At 64.0% G+C, this 17575-nt stretch carries 14 protein-coding genes, 11 tRNA genes and 2 riboswitches; of the genes, 17 read left to right on the plus strand and 8 right to left on the minus strand.

Annotation, left to right across the window (positions count from 1 at the left end; all coding sequences use genetic code 11):
- Window positions 1-4 precede the first annotated feature (4 nt).
- Both betB and betI read right to left on the minus strand, forming a co-directional pair.
- Window positions 5-1489, minus strand: a complete 1485-nt coding sequence (gene betB, locus E0702_RS02535; protein ID WP_132041397.1) for a betaine-aldehyde dehydrogenase — start codon at window positions 1487-1489, stop codon at window positions 5-7.
- 10 nt (window positions 1490-1499) lie between these two features.
- A complete protein-coding gene (betI, locus tag E0702_RS02540; protein ID WP_205741863.1) occupies window positions 1500-2132 on the minus strand; it encodes a transcriptional regulator BetI in 633 nt (210 codons plus the stop codon).
- Between the two features lie 222 nt (window positions 2133-2354).
- On the opposite strand from betI, the gene E0702_RS02545 reads away from it, so the two are divergent.
- From E0702_RS02545 to E0702_RS02565, 5 genes are all read left to right on the plus strand, one after another.
- A complete protein-coding gene (locus tag E0702_RS02545; protein ID WP_240721658.1) occupies window positions 2355-3260 on the plus strand; it encodes a choline ABC transporter substrate-binding protein in 906 nt (301 codons plus the stop codon).
- A gap of 87 nt (window positions 3261-3347) precedes the next feature.
- Window positions 3348-3424, plus strand: a tRNA-Met gene (locus E0702_RS02550).
- Between the two features lie 132 nt (window positions 3425-3556).
- Window positions 3557-3632 (plus strand) — tRNA-Asn (locus E0702_RS02555).
- Window positions 3633-3660: 28 nt separating this feature from the next.
- A tRNA-Asn gene (locus E0702_RS02560) sits at window positions 3661-3736 on the plus strand.
- Between the two features lie 28 nt (window positions 3737-3764).
- Window positions 3765-3840: transfer RNA gene (locus E0702_RS02565), tRNA-Asn, on the plus strand.
- Between the two features lie 314 nt (window positions 3841-4154).
- On the opposite strand, the gene E0702_RS02570 is transcribed toward E0702_RS02565, so the two are convergent.
- Window positions 4155-6230: a carboxy terminal-processing peptidase gene (locus tag E0702_RS02570; protein ID WP_132041398.1), complete on the minus strand. Its 2076-nt coding sequence runs from the start codon at window positions 6228-6230 to the stop codon at window positions 4155-4157.
- A gap of 141 nt (window positions 6231-6371) precedes the next feature.
- On the opposite strand from E0702_RS02570, the gene E0702_RS02575 reads away from it, so the two are divergent.
- Window positions 6372-7673, plus strand: coding sequence for a M18 family aminopeptidase (locus E0702_RS02575; RefSeq protein WP_132041399.1), 1302 nt, complete (start codon window positions 6372-6374; stop codon window positions 7671-7673).
- A gap of 44 nt (window positions 7674-7717) precedes the next feature.
- Here E0702_RS02575 and E0702_RS02580 read toward each other — a convergent pair.
- The 4 genes from E0702_RS02580 to E0702_RS02595 form a co-directional block, all read right to left on the minus strand.
- Window positions 7718-7794: transfer RNA gene (locus E0702_RS02580), tRNA-Met, on the minus strand.
- Window positions 7795-7968: 174 nt separating this feature from the next.
- Window positions 7969-8451, minus strand: coding sequence for an Hsp20/alpha crystallin family protein (locus E0702_RS02585; protein WP_132041400.1), 483 nt, complete (start codon window positions 8449-8451; stop codon window positions 7969-7971).
- 54 nt (window positions 8452-8505) lie between these two features.
- Window positions 8506-8910: an Hsp20/alpha crystallin family protein gene (locus E0702_RS02590; RefSeq protein WP_132041401.1), complete on the minus strand. Its 405-nt coding sequence runs from the start codon at window positions 8908-8910 to the stop codon at window positions 8506-8508.
- Window positions 8911-8936: 26 nt separating this feature from the next.
- A complete protein-coding gene (locus E0702_RS02595; RefSeq protein WP_132041402.1) occupies window positions 8937-9377 on the minus strand; it encodes an Hsp20/alpha crystallin family protein in 441 nt (146 codons plus the stop codon).
- Window positions 9378-9798: 421 nt separating this feature from the next.
- Here E0702_RS02595 and E0702_RS02600 point away from each other — a divergent pair.
- The 8 genes from E0702_RS02600 to E0702_RS02635 all read left to right on the plus strand — a co-directional run bounded on the left by E0702_RS02600 (window position 9799) and on the right by E0702_RS02635 (window position 13061).
- Window positions 9799-9874: transfer RNA gene (locus tag E0702_RS02600), tRNA-Glu, on the plus strand.
- A 24-nt stretch (window positions 9875-9898) separates the two neighbouring features.
- A tRNA-Gly gene (locus tag E0702_RS02605) sits at window positions 9899-9973 on the plus strand.
- Window positions 9974-9976: 3 nt separating this feature from the next.
- Window positions 9977-10052 (plus strand) — tRNA-Glu (locus E0702_RS02610).
- A gap of 59 nt (window positions 10053-10111) precedes the next feature.
- A tRNA-Gly gene (locus E0702_RS02615) sits at window positions 10112-10186 on the plus strand.
- Between the two features lie 78 nt (window positions 10187-10264).
- Window positions 10265-10340, plus strand: a tRNA-Glu gene (locus tag E0702_RS02620).
- Between the two features lie 38 nt (window positions 10341-10378).
- Window positions 10379-10453: transfer RNA gene (locus tag E0702_RS02625), tRNA-Gly, on the plus strand.
- A gap of 364 nt (window positions 10454-10817) precedes the next feature.
- A riboswitch (TPP riboswitch) is annotated at window positions 10818-10911 on the plus strand.
- A gap of 33 nt (window positions 10912-10944) precedes the next feature.
- The gene (locus tag E0702_RS02630; RefSeq protein WP_132041403.1) at window positions 10945-11751 is read left to right on the plus strand and encodes a 3-oxoacyl-ACP reductase; all 807 of its coding nucleotides are present in this window, start codon (window positions 10945-10947) and stop codon (window positions 11749-11751) included.
- Window positions 11751-13061 (plus strand): LLM class flavin-dependent oxidoreductase, encoded by a 1311-nt coding sequence (locus E0702_RS02635; protein WP_132041404.1) that lies wholly within the window; start codon window positions 11751-11753, stop codon window positions 13059-13061. The genes E0702_RS02630 and E0702_RS02635 overlap by 1 nt, the downstream gene beginning before the upstream one ends.
- 89 nt (window positions 13062-13150) lie before the next feature.
- Here E0702_RS02635 and E0702_RS02640 read toward each other — a convergent pair whose 3' ends face one another.
- On the minus strand, window positions 13151-14593 hold the full coding sequence (locus E0702_RS02640; protein WP_132041405.1) for a sodium:solute symporter family transporter: 1443 nt from the start codon (window positions 14591-14593) through the stop codon (window positions 13151-13153).
- Window positions 14594-14676: 83 nt separating this feature from the next.
- A riboswitch (TPP riboswitch) is annotated at window positions 14677-14797 on the minus strand.
- A gap of 142 nt (window positions 14798-14939) precedes the next feature.
- Here E0702_RS02640 and E0702_RS02645 point away from each other — a divergent pair.
- From E0702_RS02645 to queF, 3 genes are read left to right on the plus strand one after another with little or no spacing between them, the layout of a single operon-like run.
- Window positions 14940-15911, plus strand: coding sequence for an ABC transporter ATP-binding protein (locus E0702_RS02645; protein ID WP_132041406.1), 972 nt, complete (start codon window positions 14940-14942; stop codon window positions 15909-15911).
- Window positions 15908-16681 carry an ABC transporter permease gene (locus tag E0702_RS02650; protein WP_132041407.1) on the plus strand — a complete coding sequence of 258 codons (774 nt, stop codon included), beginning with the start codon at window positions 15908-15910 and terminating at the stop codon, window positions 16679-16681. Before E0702_RS02645 ends, E0702_RS02650 begins: the two co-directional genes overlap by 4 nt.
- Window positions 16678-17511, plus strand: coding sequence for an NADPH-dependent 7-cyano-7-deazaguanine reductase QueF (gene queF / locus E0702_RS02655; protein WP_132041408.1), 834 nt, complete (start codon window positions 16678-16680; stop codon window positions 17509-17511). Before E0702_RS02650 ends, queF begins: the two co-directional genes overlap by 4 nt.
- The last annotated feature ends 64 nt before the right edge of the window (window positions 17512-17575 follow it).

Consider the following 17575-nt stretch of genomic DNA (forward strand, 5'->3'; position numbering starts at 1 on the left):
CTCCTTAGAACACCGACTCGAAGGGGCCCATCTCCACCTGTACCGACTTGGTCTGGGTGTAGTGAGCCAGGGTCTCGAGGCCGTTCTCGCGGCCCACGCCGGACTGCTTGACGCCGCCCACCGGCATCTCGGCGGGGGAGTCGCCCCAGGTGTTGATCCAGCAGATACCCGCCTCCAGGCGATGGATCACCCGGTGGGCACGGTTGAGGCTCTCGGTGAAGAGCCCGGCTGCCAGCCCATAGTGGGTATCGTTGGCGCGGCGAATGACCTCCTCCTCGTCATCGAAGGTGAGGAGCGCCATCACCGGGCCGAAGATCTCCTCACGCACGAGGCGCATCTCGTCGGTGCAGTCGGTGAATACCGTGGGAGCCGCCCAGGCGCCCCTGGACCAAGCGACACCGGCCTGCTCGTCCTTGTCCCAGCGCTCCCCGCCGGCCAGCAGGGTGGCACCCTCCTGCTGACCCAGCTCGATATAGGAGAGCACCTTGGCCTGGTGCTCGAAGCTCACCAGCGGGCCGAAGTTGATGCTTGGGTCCAGCGGGTCGCCGGCCTTGATGCGTGCCACCCGTGCCTTGAGCTTCGCCTCGAAGTCGGCCTTCACCGAGCGCTCGACGAAGACCCGGGTACCGTTGGTGCAGACCTGACCGCTGGAGTAGAAGTTGGCCATCATGGCGGCATCGGCGGCGCGGTCGAGGTCGGCATCGGCGAACACGATCAGCGGCGACTTGCCGCCCAGCTCCATGGTCACCTCCTTGAGGGTCGAGCCACCGGCGGCCGCCATCACCTTCTTGCCGGTGCCCACCTCGCCGGTAAAGGAGACCTTGGCGATCTCCGGATGCTCGGTGAGCATGGCGCCCACCCGGCCGTCGCCGTGCACCACATTGAAGACTCCGTCGGGCAGCCCGGCCTCGGTCAGGATCTCGGCCAGCTTCATGGCGGTGAGTGGGGTCACCTCGCTGGGCTTGAAGACCACGGCATTGCCGGCGGCCAGGGCCGGTGCGGCCTTCCAGCAGGCGATCTGGATGGGGTAGTTCCAGGCACCGATGGCGCCGATCACCCCCAGCGGCTCGCGGCGGGTATAGACGAAGGAGTCCTCGCGCAGCGGGATCTGGGTGCCCTCGATGGCGGCGGCCAGGCCGGCGTAGTACTCCAGGGCGTCGGCACCGGTGACGATGTCCACCGCCGCGGTTTCGCTGATCGGCTTGCCGGTATTGCGGGTCTCGAGCTCGGCGAGCTCATCATTCCGCTCCCTTAACAGCGCCACGGCGCGCTGCAGGATGCGGCCTCGCTGCATGCCGCTCATCGCCGCCCACTCGCGCTGACCGCGCTTTGCGGCGGCCACGGCGGCATCGACATCGGCGCTGGCGGCCTGCTGCACTCGGGCCAGCAGGCTGCCGTCGAAGGGATTGTGCACCTCGAAGCTGGCGCCTGAGGTGGCATCGGCGGTATGCCCGTCGATATAGAGGGGCAGGGCAGTTGAATCGGTCATGAGTCTCTCCTCAGCGAGCGTCGATGGCGGTGGCAGAGTCGGAAGCGGCAACTGAGTCGGAAGCGGCAAGTAGCCTGTCGAGGGTGGCGAGTGCCGCACGGCGGGCGCCTTCGGCATCCAGGCCCTCCGGTGTGAGTGCCCCGCGCAGCCAGAGGCCGTCGATCACCGCCGCCAGGGTACGCGATGCCAGACGCGCCTCGTCGAGCGGCATCAGACGGCGGAACTGGGCGCACAGGTTCGAGTATAGGCGTCGGTCGTTGACCTGCTGCAGGCGCGCAAGGCGTGGCTTGTGCATGCTGCTGGCCCAGAAGGCCAGCCAGGTCTTGGCCACCGGGTCGGTTACCTGGCTGCGGTCGAAATTGCCCTCGATGATGGCTTCCAGTCGGGCTCGAGGGGTGTCGTTGCGCAGCTTGCGCCGGCAGGCGGCCACGGCCTCGCCCAGGTCACTGAGGATCTGTCGCATGGTGGCCTCGAGCAGGCCATCCTTGCCACCGAAGTAATGGCTGATGATGCCGGCCGATACCCCGGCGTGTCGCGCAATACGCGCCACGGTGGCGTCGGCAAGGCCGACCTCATCGATGGCCGCCATGGTTGCCTTGATCAGCTGCTGGCGGCGGATGGGTTCCATTCCGACCTTGGGCATTCTCGAGCCCTCCCTTGTCCGGATGACTTGCCACCACACCGGTATGTGCGGTTAGGATAGTGCCAGCTTGCCAGTTTTTTATTGAACGTTCAATCAATAAAGGGTTGGCAGACGCCGACTATACTCAAGTCCCTTCACGGAGGTAATTTCATGAACGTATCTCGCATTTCCCGCCGTTCCAGTCGCCATATGAGCCTTGGTCTGGGTGCCGCCGCGCTGGTGATGGGCGCCACCCCGGTGCTTGCTCAGGAATCCGAAAGCTGCGAGACGCTGCGCTTCGCCGAAGTGGGCTGGACCGACATTACCGCTACCACCGCTCTGGCCACCGAGGTGTTCGAGGCGCTGGACTATGAGACCCGTATCGACACCGTTTCCGTGCCCATCGCCTATCAGGGCATGAAGAATGGTGACTTCGATATCTTCCTGGGCAACTGGATGCCCTCCATGGCATCGATCAGCAATCCCTATGTCGAGGAGGGTAGCGTCGACCGTCTGCGTGCCAACCTCGAAGGCGCCAAGTACACCCTGGCGGTGCCGCAATATGTGTACGATGCCGGCGTCACCTCGCTGGCCGACCTGGACCAGCATGCCGACAAGTTCGACAGCAGCATCCATGGCATCGAGGCCGGCAACGACGGCAATCAGATGATCCAGCAGATGATCGATGACGACGCCTTCGGCCTGGGTGACTGGCAACTTATCGATTCCAGCGAGGCGGGCATGCTCTCCGAGTTGGGCGCCCGGGTGCCGGACGAGAACTGGATGGTGTTCCTGGGCTGGGAGCCGCACCCGATGAACACCAACTTTGATATGGCCTACCTGGAGGGAGCCGACGATTACTTCGGTCCCGACCTGGGAGGGGCCACGATCTATACCAACACTCGTGATGGTCTCGTCGAGGAGTGTGGCAATGTGGCGACCCTGCTGGACAATCTCGTGTTCACCCTCGAGATGGAGAGCCAGCTGATGGGGGAGATCATGGAGGAGGGCAAGGACCCCCGTGACGCCGCCCGTGACTATCTGCAGGCCAACCCGGAAGTGCTCGACGCCTGGCTCGAGGGTGTCGAGACCCGCGACGGCGAGGACGGCCTGGCCGCCGTTCGCGAAGCGCTCGAGATCGAGTCCTGAAATGTCGCCGCTGGACTTGCCAAACGGCGAGTCCATGTGCATAATGCGTCTCCATTGCGCGGCCGAGGTCGCGCAATCTAGTGGAAAGGCTACGTAGCTCAGCTGGTTAGAGCACATCACTCATAATGATGGGGTCCCCTGTTCGAATCAGGGCGTAGCCACCAGGACATTTCAGCGCCCGCCCGACATTCGTCGGGCGGGCGCTGTGCGTTAGAACGGGTTGCCACAGGAATCCTCGCGGAGGTCCTTGACCTTGCTGGGGGAATCCGTATACTACGCACCGTGTTCGACGCCGTTCCCCGATAGCTCAGTTGGTAGAGCAAATGACTGTTAATCATTGGGTCGCAGGTTCGAGTCCTGCTCGGGGAGCCAACACGGCAACACAGCGATGCGACACGATTCCTCGATAGCTCAGTTGGTAGAGCAAGTGACTGTTAATCACTGGGTCGCAGGTTCGAGTCCTGCTCGAGGAGCCAATCGCTCGGCATCGCCACCTCAGGTTATTCCCGGATAGCTCAGTTGGTAGAGCAAGTGACTGTTAATCACTGGGTCGCAGGTTCGAGTCCTGCTCCGGGAGCCATCTCGTCTCTCCAGCGTCATCCTCTCCAGCGTCACCCTTTTCAATTTCGCCCTCTCTAGCTTCACCCTCTCTAGCTTCGTTTTCTCTAGCTTTACCTGATTTCTGCGTACGGTAATGATCACCGGGTTTTATACCGGTGCTTCTGCATGTCTATAAGTCTCTGTGCCAGTTTCTGGGTGAGTTTCTGGGTGAGTTACTGAGTGAGTTTACGTGCGCCTGTACGGCGCTCATCATGGGGGTTGTCACGGCGGGTCGCATGCAATGAAAGAAGCCGTCGCCCCGGGGCGACGGCCTCTTTCATGGTGGGGAAAGGCTCACTCTCGGTGGGCGAAGCGGTAGTTGTTCTCGAGCTGGGAATGGTCGAGCAGGATGTGCGCGGCCTCCAGCACTTGAACCTGCTCCACCGGCTCTTCCTCTTCCTTTTCCTGGTCGCTGTCGTCCTCTTCGCCGCGGGCGTCGATCCACTCCTCCAGGGGCTCCAGGCCGAGTGCCTCGCGACGCTGATTCTCCAGGGCGAGCTGCTCGGCCTCGAGTGCCTCGGTCTCTGCCTGGCGGAGTTCGCGGTTGAGGCTGACGCTGGTCGTCTCCTCGCGCATCCGGCGGTTCAGTTCGGCCTGCTGCTCGAGGTAGACGAAGTTGGGGTGGGTGTCGGCGCGCTCGCGATGGCGGGCCCGCAGCGTCTCCAGGAAGCGCCATGGCTCGCCGTATTCGCGGTACTGCACCGAGCGGACGGTATCCCAGTCCAGGGCGTTGTCGAGGCTGCTCTCGCCGATCAACTCGGGGTCGACCAGGCTCGGGAAGATGATATCGGGTTCCACGCCGCGGTGCTGGGTGCTCTCGCCGGAGATGCGATAGAACTTGGCACGGGTCAGCTTGATCTCGCCATGACTGAGCTCATTGAGGGTCTGTACCGTGCCCTTGCCGAAGGTGGGGGTGCCGACGACCAGGCCGCGCCCATAGTCCTGGATGGCGCCGGCGAAGATCTCCGAGGCGGAGGCCGATAGCCGGTTGACCAGCACCGTCAGGGGCCCATCGTAGACGGCACCGGTTTCGGTATCGCCGTAGAGACTGATGCGTCCGCGTGCATCCCGTACCTGAACGGTCGGGCCGCGATCGATAAATAGCCCGATCAGGGAGTTGGCCTCCTGCAGGGCGCCGCCACCATTGTTGCGCAGGTCGAGGACGATACCTTCGACGCCCTGGTTCTGCAGTGTCTCGATCTCCTTGGCCACGTCGCGGGTGGTGCTGCGATAGTTATCTTCGCCAGCCTGCCAGGCGTCGAAGTCGACATAGAAGGTAGGCACGGTGATCACGCCAACTCGATGCACGCCATCATCACGCTCAAGCTCCAGCACTTCGCTTTGGGCCGCCTGGTCCTCGAGCTTCACGGTATCCCGGGTGATCCGGACTTCCCTGGAGCGTGTCATGTCCACCGCCTGGGCGGGTACCACGTCGAGGCGCACCACCGAGCCCTTGGGGCCGCGGATCAGCTCCACCACCGAGTCGAGGCGCATGCCCACTACGTTGACCATGTCACCATCTTCCTGGCCGACTCCCACGATGCGGTCGGCGGGCTCAAGCACACCGGCGCGCTCCGCCGGGCCGCCGGGCACCAGGCTTGCGACCTTGACGTATTCGCCGTCGGCCTGGAGCAGTGCGCCGATGCCCTCCAGCGAGAGGCGCATCTGGATATCGAAGGACTCACCCTGGCGGGGGGAGAGGTAGCCGGTGTGGGGGTCGATGCTGCCGGTGACCGCGGCCATCAGCAGGCCGAAGATATCCTCCTCGTTGGTCTGCCGCAGGCGATTGAGCTGGCCCTCATAGCGCTGGCGAAGGTTGCTCTCAACCTGTTCGTCGTCCTGGCCACTGATTACCAGGGTCAGGGCGGCGTTCTTGAGGCGGCGCGTCCACAGTTCATCCAGAGCCTGGGTACTCTCCGCCCAGGGGACATCCTCGCGGTCCAGCTCCAGGCGCTGATCTCCTTCATAGGTGAAGTCGAGGCCCTGGTCGAGGTGCTCGAGTAGCCACTCGAAGCGTGCTTCGGCGCGCTCATGGTAGCGCTGATAGAGTGCGAAGAAGGGGGCCAGCTCGCCATCGAGCAGGGCATCATCGAGCTGCTTCTCCAGTGGTAGAAATTCAGCCACATCCTGCTCGGTCAGGAAGGCGCGCTGACTGTCGAGCACATCGAGATAGCGCTCGAAGGCTCGGCGTGACCAGTTGTCATCCAGGCTGATGTCGGCGTAGTGACCATAACGCAGCGCTTCGGCCATCTCGGTGGCAGCCCGGCGTTGGTCGTCGGTGGGTTCTGGCTGTGCCAGGGCGACGCCAGTGGCCAGCAGCAGCGCTGCCAACAAGGCCATGGTTCGTCCCATATGGGCAAGCGGGCTCATCAATGAAGCACTCCCGGTTTGATGTACACTCAATTCCCTTGACCGTAATCCGGCTCGCGAGTTGCGCGGGGCGGTCGTCCATTGTAGCAGCTTACCCGCTGTGCCCATCATCTACACTTTTGCCCAACCCTAGAGGAACCCATGCTCTCTCAGGATGAACTGCTTACGCGGCTTCTCGACTTCCTGCACCGCTCGCCGTCCCCCTGGCATGCTACTGCCAATATGGCGGCCCGCCTCGAATCCGCCGGTTTCCGCCGCCTGGACGAGCGAGAGGCCTGGTCGTTGACGCCGGGCGATCGGGTCTATGTGACGCGCAACGACTCCTCCATCATCGCCCTGCAGTTGCCGGAGACGCGGCTCGAGGCGCTGCGCATGATCGGTGCCCATACCGATAGCCCCGGGTTGCGGCTCAAGCCCAATGCCGCCCAGACCGCAGCCGGCTGGTTGCAGCTCGGCGTCGAGGTCTATGGGGGAGCCCTGTTGGCGCCCTGGTTCGACCGCGAACTGGGGCTCGCCGGCCGGGTGCATGTCCGCTATCCCGATGGCCGTCTCGAGGGGCGCCTGCTGCATGTCGACCGACCAGTGGCGATCATTCCCAGTCTGGCCATCCATCTCGATCGCGAGGCCAACAGCGGTCGTGCGCTGAACGCTCAGACCCAGATGGCGCCGGTGCTGTTGCAGGGCGGTGAGGAGGGCGACCTGCCGCGGCTGCTCAAGGAGTGGATCTCAGAGCAGCATGCCATCGAGGCATTCGAGCTGCTCGACTTCGAGCTGGGCTTTCATGACATGCAGCCGCCTGCGCGGGTGGGGGTCAAGGGCGAGCTGATTGCCAGTGCTCGGCTCGATAACCTGCTCTCCTGCTTTATCGGCCTGGAGGCGCTGCTGGCCAGTGACGGCAAACAGGGTGTCGTGCTGGTAGCCAACGACCATGAGGAGGTCGGCAGCGCCAGCGCCTGTGGCGCCCAGGGGCCTTTTCTGGGAGATGTGCTGCGCCGGGTTCACGAGCGGCTCGGCGACGGCAGCGAGGAGGGCTTCATTCGGCTGATCCAGGCCTCGCGGATGATCTCCTGCGACAACGCGCATGCTCTGCATCCCAACTTCCAGGACAAGCACGATGCGGCCCATGGTCCCGCGCTCAACGGCGGACCGGTGATCAAGGTCAATGCCAGTCAGCGCTATGCCACCAACAGTGCGACGGCGGCGCTGTTTCGCGACCTCTGTCGCGAGGCCGAGGTGCCCGTACAGAGCTTCGTGACGCGTGCCGACATGGGGTGTGGCAGCACCATCGGGCCGATCACCGCCACCGAGCTCGGTGTGCCGACCCTCGATGTGGGGGTGCCGCAGTGGGCCATGCACTCGATCCGCGAGACCGCGGGAAGCGAAGATGTGGCCTATCTGGCGCGGGTGCTGGCTGCCTTCTGCAACCGCCTCGAGCTGGCTTGAGCACACAAAAAACCCGGCGCCGATGGCGCCGGGTTGCGTGATTCTGGTGGCTACGCCCTGACTCGAACAGGGGACCCCATCATTATGAGTGATGTGCTCTAACCAACTGAGCTACGTAGCCAGCGGCGCGTAATCTATCCATCGCCGGACGGACTGTCAAGCGTTTGATGTGGATCCTGATCCCGCATTATCCCGCACGGCCTCTTCGGGGTGTCGCATCTACCGGCGAGAGGCTGGCGATTAAAGCGGATTGGCCGCGGGCCAGATCGTCCGGTCCGCGGCCAGCTCTGTCGGATTACTCCGACTTGACATCGATACGCTTCACCCTTGACTTGGCCTCTTCGGTCTTGGGTAGCGTGACGGTCAACACGCCGCGCTTGAACTCCGCCTCGGCCTTTTCGGGGTCCACGCCCGGTGGCACCGGGATCATCCGATGGAAGCTGCGCCGCGATTGCGAGGTGAAGTCGCCTTCGTTGCTCTTCTCCTCGCGCTCGCCACGAATCGTCAGCATGTCATCGGTGACGTTCACCTCGATGTCCTTGTCATCGAGCCCCGGCAGGTCAACCGAGACCAGCATCGCCTCATCGGTCTCCGAGATGTTGGTGCGCGGCCCGGCGGCGAGATTGTCCCCGAAGGGGCTGTCGAAGCGTGCCCAGAAATCCTCGAACACACGGTTCAGGTCACGCTGCAGCGTGACCATCGGGTTCTCGTCCGCCTCGCGGCGGGCCGGCGCCCGGTTTCGCTCCCGGCTCCAGGGAATAAGATCACTGAATGCCATCTTGATCCTCCTTTCGTGTTTGCCACGTGGTTGCCAAGGTGGGTCGAGGCCGCTTCAGGTAGCCTTGACTTCGATCCGCTTCGGCTTGGCGGCCTCGCTCTTCGTTAGCCTGAGCGTGAGCACACCGTCGCGGTGGCTGGCCTCGATGCCGTTCGCATCGATTGTTTCGGGCAGGCTGAAGGCCCGCTCGAAGGTGCCTGGCGCATATTCGGCATAGATGCGCCGGTAACCTTCAGGCGCAGGCGCGTCGATGACTCCCCGCACCGTCAGTGCGCGGTTCTCGACCGAGACATCGACGCTGTCGGGCGTCACCCCCGGCATGTCGATGGCCAGCGTCACAACGCCATCCTTCTCGACGATATCAGTGGCCGGTCGGAACACGGGGCCGCTGATGCTCTCTTCGTTACGCTCGCTGGTCGTTGCGACGTCACCGCCTGTCTTCTTGAGCTCCTGTACCATGTCACGCCTCCTTATTTTCCCGTTCGTCAACTGGCCTTGACCGAGATCTTGCGCGGCTGTTCCGCATCGGGGCGGCCCATCTCGATCTCCAGAACGCCGTTCTTCGCCCGCGCCTCGACCTTGTCGGGATCCACCCTCAGGGGCAGGCGGATCGAGCGTGAGAATTCGCCCGTTGGGCGCTCGCGGCGGTGCCAGGACGCACTCTCGTCTTCGGTGGGGGAGCTGCGCTTGCCGGCGATGATCAGGGTGTTTTCACGCACGGTCAGATCGATGTCGTCGGTGCCGACACCCGGTATCTCGGCGGTGACCACGACACTGTTATCGCTTAGCCACATATTCACCGGCGGCCAGGCGCCATCGCCGACGGTGCGCGCGCCGCCGGCGAACAGGCGGTTCATCTGCGATTGAAGTTGCCTCAGCTCGGCAAAAGGATCCCATTGTGCCGATGGCAATCCGAAATTCAGCATTGTCTTCTCCTCTTCTCACGGTTTTCAGACACTGCACGTTCTCACCAGGGGTGCGAACGAGTCTTATTGGTGGAAGTGTCGCAAACGTCGCAAAAGAAGAAGCAGAACCGTCGTCGGTCCGGCAGGAAGAGGCATGTCGGCCCCATGTTGCGGCATTCCACGCAATCTATAGATGGGAGCGCGGTGGGTAATTATCAAGTCGTCCCCGATTGCGTCGCGTGAGTATCACTGATGTTGCTATCGGCTTGCTGATGCCACGGCCCACTCCCATGGCGTAAAGTTCGAATCAGTCGCCGAGCGGCGAGACGCTGGGCGGTTGGCCGCGGACAGCACAGCCGGGGTTGTTGGGTGTCTAGTCGTGCTTGACACTCCGCCAGGCGGTCGTTAATATGCGCGCCATCTCGACGAGACGAGACATTGCGTCCCATTCGTCTAGTGGTCCAGGACACCGCCCTTTCACGGCGGGAACAGGGGTTCGAACCCCCTATGGGACGCCACTCGACTCGTCAGGTAACCGGAGTGCGGGAATAGCTCAGTGGTAGAGCATCGCCTTGCCAAGGCGAGGGTCGGGAGTTCGAATCTCCTTTCCCGCTCCATGCGTCCCATTCGTCTAGTGGTCCAGGACACCGCCCTTTCACGGCGGGAACAGGGGTTCGAACCCCCTATGGGACGCCACTTCTTCGGCAGCAGCAGTGAGTCGTCGAGGTAGAAGTAGAACGAGAAGTGCGAGACAGGCGGGAATAGCTCAGTGGTAGAGCATCGCCTTGCCAAGGCGAGGGTCGGGAGTTCGAATCTCCTTTCCCGCTCCAATGTTGCGGTAAGAGAGCCAAGGCTCGGGTCAGGATCTGGTACACCAGCCCGGTTGAATCTCCTATCCCGCTCCATGCGTCCCATTCGTCTAGTGGTCCAGGACACCGCCCTTTCACGGCGGGAACAGGGGTTCGAACCCCCTATGGGACGCCAACTCGCTCTCGTTGCACCGACAGTAGTACCGATATGATGCGGGAATAGCTCAGTGGTAGAGCATCGCCTTGCCAAGGCGAGGGTCGGGAGTTCGAATCTCCTTTCCCGCTCCAATCGGTTTCATGCTACTGGCCAAGGCTCGCGTCAGGAGCTGGAGCGCCAGCCCGGCTGAAGGCAGCCCCGTCAAATCTCCTTCCCGCTCCAGTCGGTTTCATGCTATTGGCCAAGGCTCGGGTCATGAGCTGGAACGCCAGTCCGATCGAATCTCCTTCCCGCTCCAGTCGGTTCCCCCCCCCCTGAATTCTGATTATAAGCTTCTGAGCATAAGCCAAGGCGCCAGCCTGGCTGATGATGTCTTGCCGTTTTTCGTATTTCACTCCAGAAGATTCCCTTGTTTACCCGGTCAGGCCAGGGCTCACTGCATGAGCCGGAATGCCGGCCCGGCTGTTGCTGTCCGTCCGAATGCGCTATGGTGCCCCACTAGACACGGGGTGCGGTCGTGGCCGCTGAGAAAATACCCGTCGAACCTGATCCAGTTCACACTGGCGAAGGGATGTCGGCCGGCTCCAGCGCGGCGCCCTTTGCCGCGTACCAAGGAGTCGTCATGGCCGTTTCCTCTCTATCCATCGACCAGCAAGCCATCGACCAGCAGGCCATCGACCGGCAGGTCGTGCTTGTCACCGGCGGTGCTCGTGGGCTCGGCGCTCATCTGACCCGAGCCTTTCTCGGTCAGGGCGCCCGGGTGGTGGTGAACTATTTCCAGAGTCGCGATGCCGCCGAGGCACTGGTGAAGGAGGCGCCGCAGCGGGTGCTGGCCGTCCAGGCCGACGTGCGTGACGCCGAGGCGATCAAGTCGCTGTTCGAGCAGGCTCGTGAGCATTTCGGCACGCCGATTACCACCGTGGTCAATAATGCCCTGCCCGCGTTCACCTTCAACGGCGACGCGCGTCCCGACGCCGATGCCCTGGACTGGTCGCAGCTTCAGCAGCAGCTCGAGGGTGTCAACCGGGGAGCGCTGAACACCATCCAGGCGGCGCTGGCCGGCATGCGCGAGCAGGGAGGTGGGCGCATCGTCAATATCGGCACCAATCTGTTCCAGAACCCCGTCGTGCCGTACCACGACTATACCGCCGGCAAGGCCGCGCTGCTCTCGCTGACCCGCACGCTCGCCAACGACCTGGGGCCCGACAACATCACCGTGAACATGATCTCCGGTGGGTTGCTGCGCACGACCGATGCGTCCAGTGCGACCCCGGAGGCGGTCTTCGACCTGATCGCGCAGAACACCCCCCTGCGGCGGGTGACCACCCCGGAGGAGTTTGCCGACGCGGCGCTGTTCTTCGCCTCACCCTGGGCCAGGGCAGTCACCGGTCAGAACCTGATCGTCGACGGTGGACTGGTGAAAGGGTGATGAAGGCACGCAATCCCGACGAGAAGCTGCACCTCAATCTGTTCGTGATGGGCAATGGCCACCATCGCGCGGCATGGCGCCATCCCGACTCCTGCGCCGAGCGCCTCGGCGACATCGCCTACTATGAGTCCCTGGCCCTCACCGCCGAGCGTGGCAAGCTGGATGCGCTGTTCTTCGCCGACGGCATGAGTGCCGGCAGCGTGGAAGATGGCTTCCACTGGCACCTCGAGCCGCTGACCGCACTCTCCGCCATGAGTCGGGCCACTCGGCGGATCGGGCTGATCAGCACGATCTCGAGCACCTTCTACACTCCCTTCCACGCCGCCAGGCTGGTGGGCTCGCTGGACCACATCTCCGGTGGGCGAGTGGGCTGGAATGTGGTGACCTCGATGTTCGACAGCGAGGCGCGCAACCACGGCTATGCGGCCATGCCACCGCATGCCGAGCGCTATGCGCGTGCCGAGGAGTTTGTGCAGACGGTATTGGCGCTGTGGGACAGCTGGTCCGACGACGCCATCGAACGCGATCGTCAGGGCCGTTATGCCGATCCCGACAAGGTGCGCCAGATTGACCATCATGGCGAGCACTTCCTGGTCGATGGGCCCCTCAACCTGCCGCGTCCTCCCCAGGGCAACCCGGTACTGATACAGGCGGGTGCTTCTTCCCAGGGGCGCGATCTGGCGGCGCGCTACGCCGAGGCGATCTATGCGGTCGCCTACGACCTGGAGGCCGCTCAGGCCTATTATCGGGATATCAAGTCGCGGGTGGCGGCGGCCGGGCGCACCGCGCCGGTGCCGATCCTGCCGGGGCTCGTCACCTATGTGGGCGCTACCATGGAGGAGGCTCGTGCCAAGCAGCGCGAGCTGGACGACTGTCTGCCGGTGGAGGCCTCGCTGCGTCAGCTGGGGCTGTTTATCGAGCAGGACTGCAGTGACTGGGAGCTGGATGCCCCGGTGCCGCCACTACCGCCGCTGGCCGAGTTTCGTGGTCCCCAGGGGCGCTATGCCACCATCCTGCGCATCATCGAGACCGAGCAGCCCACCCTGCGCGAGCTGCTGGGGCGGCTCGCCGCGGGCGGCGGCCACTGCACCATGATCGGTACCCCGGAGAGCATTGCCGATGAGATGGAGCGCTGGTTCCACGGCCGCGGGGCGGACGGCTTCAACCTGATGCCGCCGTCGCTACCCTCCGGGATCGAGGACTTCGTGGATCAGGTGGTGCCGGAGCTTCAGCGTCGCGGACTCTTCCGGGAAGAGTACGAAGCGGCGACGCTGCGGGGGCACTTCGGCCTCGAGAGGCCGGCGGGCTGAACCTCCTGGTGATCCGTTCACGTTAGCGGTTCCCCACAATAAACAACGCCCCTTTCGAGGGGCGTTGTGCGTTCTGGTGCGAAAGGCGCTTACCCCTCGAAGCGTCGGGTGCCGGCGCTCAGTGCCGCAAAGTCGAAGCGTTGCTTCGCCGGCAGCAGCGCCAGGAGCGCCAGGCCCGTCACGACCGGCACGAAGGTGGCGAGCAGGAAGGACTCCATCAGGGTGTTCAAGGCGTCGCCCGGGGCCGGGAAGAGGAAGAGTCCGGCGACCAGACCGCTGAGCGTGGCCAGTACCGCGGCGCGGCCGTCGAAGCGGCGATTGAACAGCCCGAAGAATACCGGGAAGGCCGCCGCGCAGCAGAGCAGGTCGGCCAGCAGGAACAGGTAGAGCACGCTGTAGCCCTGGGCGGCCACGAAGGTCACCGGCAGTGCCAGCAGCAGGATCAGCCAGCGCGACAGCCGCATCAGCCGCTGGCCGCTGGCGTCAGGCAGCAGCCGTCCGCCATCCACGGCGATCATGCTCGAGGCGGCGCTGATGGTGGTGTCGGCGCTGCTCATGACCAGCGCCAGGCCCAGGAAGATCAGGCCCACGGCGAACCAGCCGGGAATATCGGCGAGCAGCACACTGAACAGCGCGACCGAGCCGTCACCGGGCAGACCCAGCCCCACGAACGCCAGGCCGAACAGGCCCATCACGAAGATCATCGGGGCGCTCAACAGGCCGCCGAGCAGAAAGCCAAGGCCCACGGCGCGGTTGCTCTGCGCCGCGTAGACCCGCTGCCAGTTGCCTTGATAGAAGAGTCCGGTCAGCATCACGGCCAGGAAGAAGGTAAGGCCGGCCTTGAGCCCCCCCAGGTCGGTGATATCCAGCAGTTGCGGCGCCGCCGCCTCGAGTCCGGCGAGGGTGGGGTCGACGCCGCCGGCGGCCTGCCAGCCGACGATCAGCAGCACGGCGAGCAGCGGCATGATCACGATCATCTGCACCTTGTCGGTAAAGATCGAGGCACGCAGTCCGCCATACAGGGTGTAGAGCAGGGTGGCCGCCATTACCACCGAGCTGGTCGCCCACAGCGGGACCGGCGCCAGTAGCCCGACCATCTTGGCGATGGCGGTGATTCCCGCGGCCAGGGAGATGAACAGGTAGAACAGCATGATGACCAGGGTGAAGGCGTACATGGGGCGCCCGTAGCGGCTCATCACGAACTCGGTCAGCGAGTGGCCGCCCGGCGAGAGCTCGCGCAGGCGCCGCCCCAGGGGAATCATCACCAGCCGGGGCGCCAGCGAGCCCAGCGCATAGCCGGCAATGGCACCCAGGCCGCCCCAGGTGGCCGCCTGGGCGGGGCCGAACAGGATCCAGGTGCCCAGCGTCGAGGCCATCAGGGTCAGCACCGTGGCGGTGGCCCCCTGGCTGTTGCGGGCGATAATGAAGTCCTCGAGGCTCTCGTTGTGGCGGCGTGCATAGAGCAGGCCCGGCACGGCGAACAGCACGGAGAAGGCGATGAGCCACCAGAAGGCGTGGGCGGTCGACAGCATGACGTACTCCCTAGCGTGGATAGGCCCGGTACGATGCCGAGCGTCGCTACGAGAGGACGCAGTTGCGTTGGGTGAGAAGCATGGCCGGATGGCACTTCCTTCCCTTCGCCGGCATTATCCGGATCAGGTTCGAAGGGTCACCGGGCGTATCATCTGCGCACGCTGCCGGAATCTCAGTCCACAAGGACTCCCCCAGGAATGCGACCCAGCTTAGGGGGCCGGTGTCACGGGGTCAACATGGCGCGAATACCCGCTTGAATCGGTAAGGTATCGCCCTCATATCGTTAGCAGCATATTTTTTGCGGAATCCCAGTTATCGAACACCGAATCGTTTCAAGGATTGCACATGGCCGAACCGGCTCTGTCCATCCGTGGCCTGACCAAGGTTTACGGCAATGGCTTCCAGGCCCTGAAGGGCATCGACCTCGATGTCGCGGAAGGGGACTTCTTTGCGCTGCTCGGACCCAATGGGGCCGGCAAGTCCACCACACTGGGCGTGGTCTGCTCGCTGGTGCAGAAGAGCGACGGCAAGGTGTCGATCTTCGGCATCGATATCGACCGTGACTTCGCTCGCGCCAAGTACCACCTGGGCGTGGTGCCCCAGGAGTTCAACTTCAACCAGTTCGAGAAGGTCATCGATATCGTGCTGGCCCAGGCCGGCTACTACGGCATGTCGCGGCGCGAGGCCCTGCCGCGGGCCGAGGAGCTGCTGCGTGACCTGGGCCTGTGGGACAAGCGCAACGGCAATGCCCGCATGCTCTCCGGCGGCATGAAGCGGCGCCTGATGATCGCCCGTGCCCTGATGCATCGCCCCAGGCTGCTGATCCTCGATGAGCCTACCGCCGGCGTGGATATCGAGCTGCGCCGCAGCATGTGGGAGTACATGCGCCGCATCAATCGAGAGGAGGGCACCACCATCATCCTCACCACCCACTACCTGGAGGAGGCCGAGAGCCTGTGTCGCAACGTGGCGATCATCAACCACGGTGAGATCATTCGCAATACCAGCGTGCGCGACCTGCTGATGGAGCTGGATACCGAGACCTTCCTGTTCGACCTGGCCCATGCGCTGGATGAGGTGCCGGAGGTGCCCGGCTTCGAGGTCAGCCAGTCGGAGCCCGCCCAGCTCGCCGTGGCGGTCCATCGTGGCCAGCGCCTCAATGACATCTTCGAGGCGCTCTCCGAGCGTGGCATTCAGGTGGTCTCCATGCGCAACCGCGCCAACCGCCTGGAGGAGATGTTCGTCTCCATGGTGGAGCAGGGCAACGAGGCCCTGGACCAGAAAGCCGCCGCCAAGGACAAGGAGGCCAGCGCATGAACCCCTATCAGATCGCGATCGCCCTGTGGACTCTGGTGATCAAGGAGATCAAGCGCTTCACGCGTATCTGGCCGCAGACCCTGTTGCCGCCCTCGATCACCATGACCATGTACTTCATCATCTTCGGCAACCTGATCGGTTCGCGCATCGGCGAGATGGATGGCTACAGCTACATGGACTTCATCGTCCCCGGACTGATCATGATGGCGGTGATCACCAACAGCTACTCCAACGTCGCCTCCTCCTTCTTCTCCAACAAGTTTCAGCGCAGCGTGGAGGAGATGATGGTGTCGCCGATGCCCAACTGGGTGATTCTCTCCGGCTTCGTGCTCGGCGGAATGGCCCGGGGCCTTGGGGTCGGCCTGATCGTCACGGTCGTGTCACTGTTCTTCACCCGCCTGAGCGTGGCGCACCCGGTGCTGACCGTGCTGGTGGTGGTGCTGACCGCGGCGCTGTTCGCCATCGGCGGTTTTATCAACGCCCTGCTGGGCAAGAAGTTCGATGATATCTCCATCGTGCCGACCTTTATCCTGACGCCGCTGACCTATCTGGGCGGGGTCTTCTACTCCATCTCGCTGCTGCCGGAGTTCTGGCAGGGCGTGTCGATGCTCAATCCCATCCTCTACATGGTCAACGTCTTCCGCTACGGCTTCCTCGGTGTCTCGGATATCCCGGTGGGCTGGGCCCTGGCCGCGATCTTCACCTTTATCGTGGTGCTGTTTGGCGTGGCCCTGTGGATGCTGGAGCGTGGCAAGGGGATCCGTTCATGAACCATCGTCCCGAAACCCTCGCGGATGCCCCGCTGGGGCGTGAGTCCGCCTATCCCGAGCACTACGATGCCTCGCTGCTCTATGCCATACCGCGTGCCGCCAATCGGGCGCCGCTGGGGATCGAGGAGGGGGCTCTGCCTTTCGTCGGCGAGGACGAGTGGCACGCCTTCGAGGTCAGCTGGCTGAACGCGCGCGGCAAGCCGATGGTGGCCGTGGCACGTTTTCGTCTGCCCGCGGACTCTCCCCATCTGATCGAGTCCAAGTCCTGGAAGCTCTACCTCAACGGCTTCAACCAGAGCCGCTTCGAGAGTCGTGAGGCGGTCATCGAGACGCTGGAGCGCGACCTGGCGCATGTCGCCGGGGCCGCGGTCTGTGTCGAGCTGTTTGGCGTCGACGACGAGGCGCTGATGCCGCGCCGCCTTCCCGGCGAGTGCCTGGACGAGCTGGATATCGAGATCGACGACTACACGCCCAGTGCCGAGCACCTGGTGGTGGGGGAGGAGGTCGTCGAGGAGACCCTGCACTCGCACCTGCTCAAGTCCAACTGCCCGGTTACCGGCCAGCCCGACTGGGGCAGTGTGCTGATCCGCTACCGCGGCCCCAGGCTCGACCGCGAGGAGCTGTTGCGCTACCTGATCGGCTATCGCCAGCACCAGGACTTCCACGAGCACTGCGTGGAGCACATCTTCACCGACCTGATGGCCCGCGCCCGGCCGGAGCGGCTGCTGGTATTGGCGCGCTATGTACGCCGAGGCGGGCTCGATATCAGCCCCTGGCGCGCCACACAAGGTGAGCGCCCCCCGGAGCCGCTGCGGCTCGCGCGTCAATAGGTGCCGCCGCCCACTCGCACGACAGGCGAGCGGGGCGCTGCTAGAGTGGCGAGAACCATTTAGA

Origin of the sequence: Halomonas marinisediminis, assembly GCF_004347715.1 — a bacterium.
Classification (GTDB): domain Bacteria; phylum Pseudomonadota; class Gammaproteobacteria; order Pseudomonadales; family Halomonadaceae; genus Halomonas; species Halomonas icarae.

Coding starts and splice junctions, on each gene's coding strand:
- E0702_RS02575 (WP_132041399.1), top strand. CDS start 6,372: ATGCTCTCTCAGGATGAACTGCTTACGCGGCTTCTCGACTTCCTGCAC.
- E0702_RS02640 (WP_132041405.1), bottom strand. CDS start 14,593: ATGCTGTCGACCGCCCACGCCTTCTGGTGGCTCATCGCCTTCTCCGTG.
- E0702_RS02545 (WP_240721658.1), top strand. CDS start 2,355: ATGGGCGCCACCCCGGTGCTTGCTCAGGAATCCGAAAGCTGCGAGACG.
- E0702_RS02585 (WP_132041400.1), bottom strand. CDS start 8,451: ATGGCATTCAGTGATCTTATTCCCTGGAGCCGGGAGCGAAACCGGGCG.
- E0702_RS02645 (WP_132041406.1), top strand. CDS start 14,940: ATGGCCGAACCGGCTCTGTCCATCCGTGGCCTGACCAAGGTTTACGGC.
- E0702_RS02650 (WP_132041407.1), top strand. CDS start 15,908: ATGAACCCCTATCAGATCGCGATCGCCCTGTGGACTCTGGTGATCAAG.
- E0702_RS02570 (WP_132041398.1), bottom strand. CDS start 6,230: ATGAGCCCGCTTGCCCATATGGGACGAACCATGGCCTTGTTGGCAGCG.
- E0702_RS02635 (WP_132041404.1), top strand. CDS start 11,751: ATGAAGGCACGCAATCCCGACGAGAAGCTGCACCTCAATCTGTTCGTG.
- E0702_RS02595 (WP_132041402.1), bottom strand. CDS start 9,377: ATGCTGAATTTCGGATTGCCATCGGCACAATGGGATCCTTTTGCCGAG.
- queF (WP_132041408.1), top strand. CDS start 16,678: ATGAACCATCGTCCCGAAACCCTCGCGGATGCCCCGCTGGGGCGTGAG.
- E0702_RS02630 (WP_132041403.1), top strand. CDS start 10,945: ATGGCCGTTTCCTCTCTATCCATCGACCAGCAAGCCATCGACCAGCAG.
- betI (WP_205741863.1), bottom strand. CDS start 2,132: ATGCCCAAGGTCGGAATGGAACCCATCCGCCGCCAGCAGCTGATCAAG.
- betB (WP_132041397.1), bottom strand. CDS start 1,489: ATGACCGATTCAACTGCCCTGCCCCTCTATATCGACGGGCATACCGCC.
- E0702_RS02590 (WP_132041401.1), bottom strand. CDS start 8,910: ATGGTACAGGAGCTCAAGAAGACAGGCGGTGACGTCGCAACGACCAGC.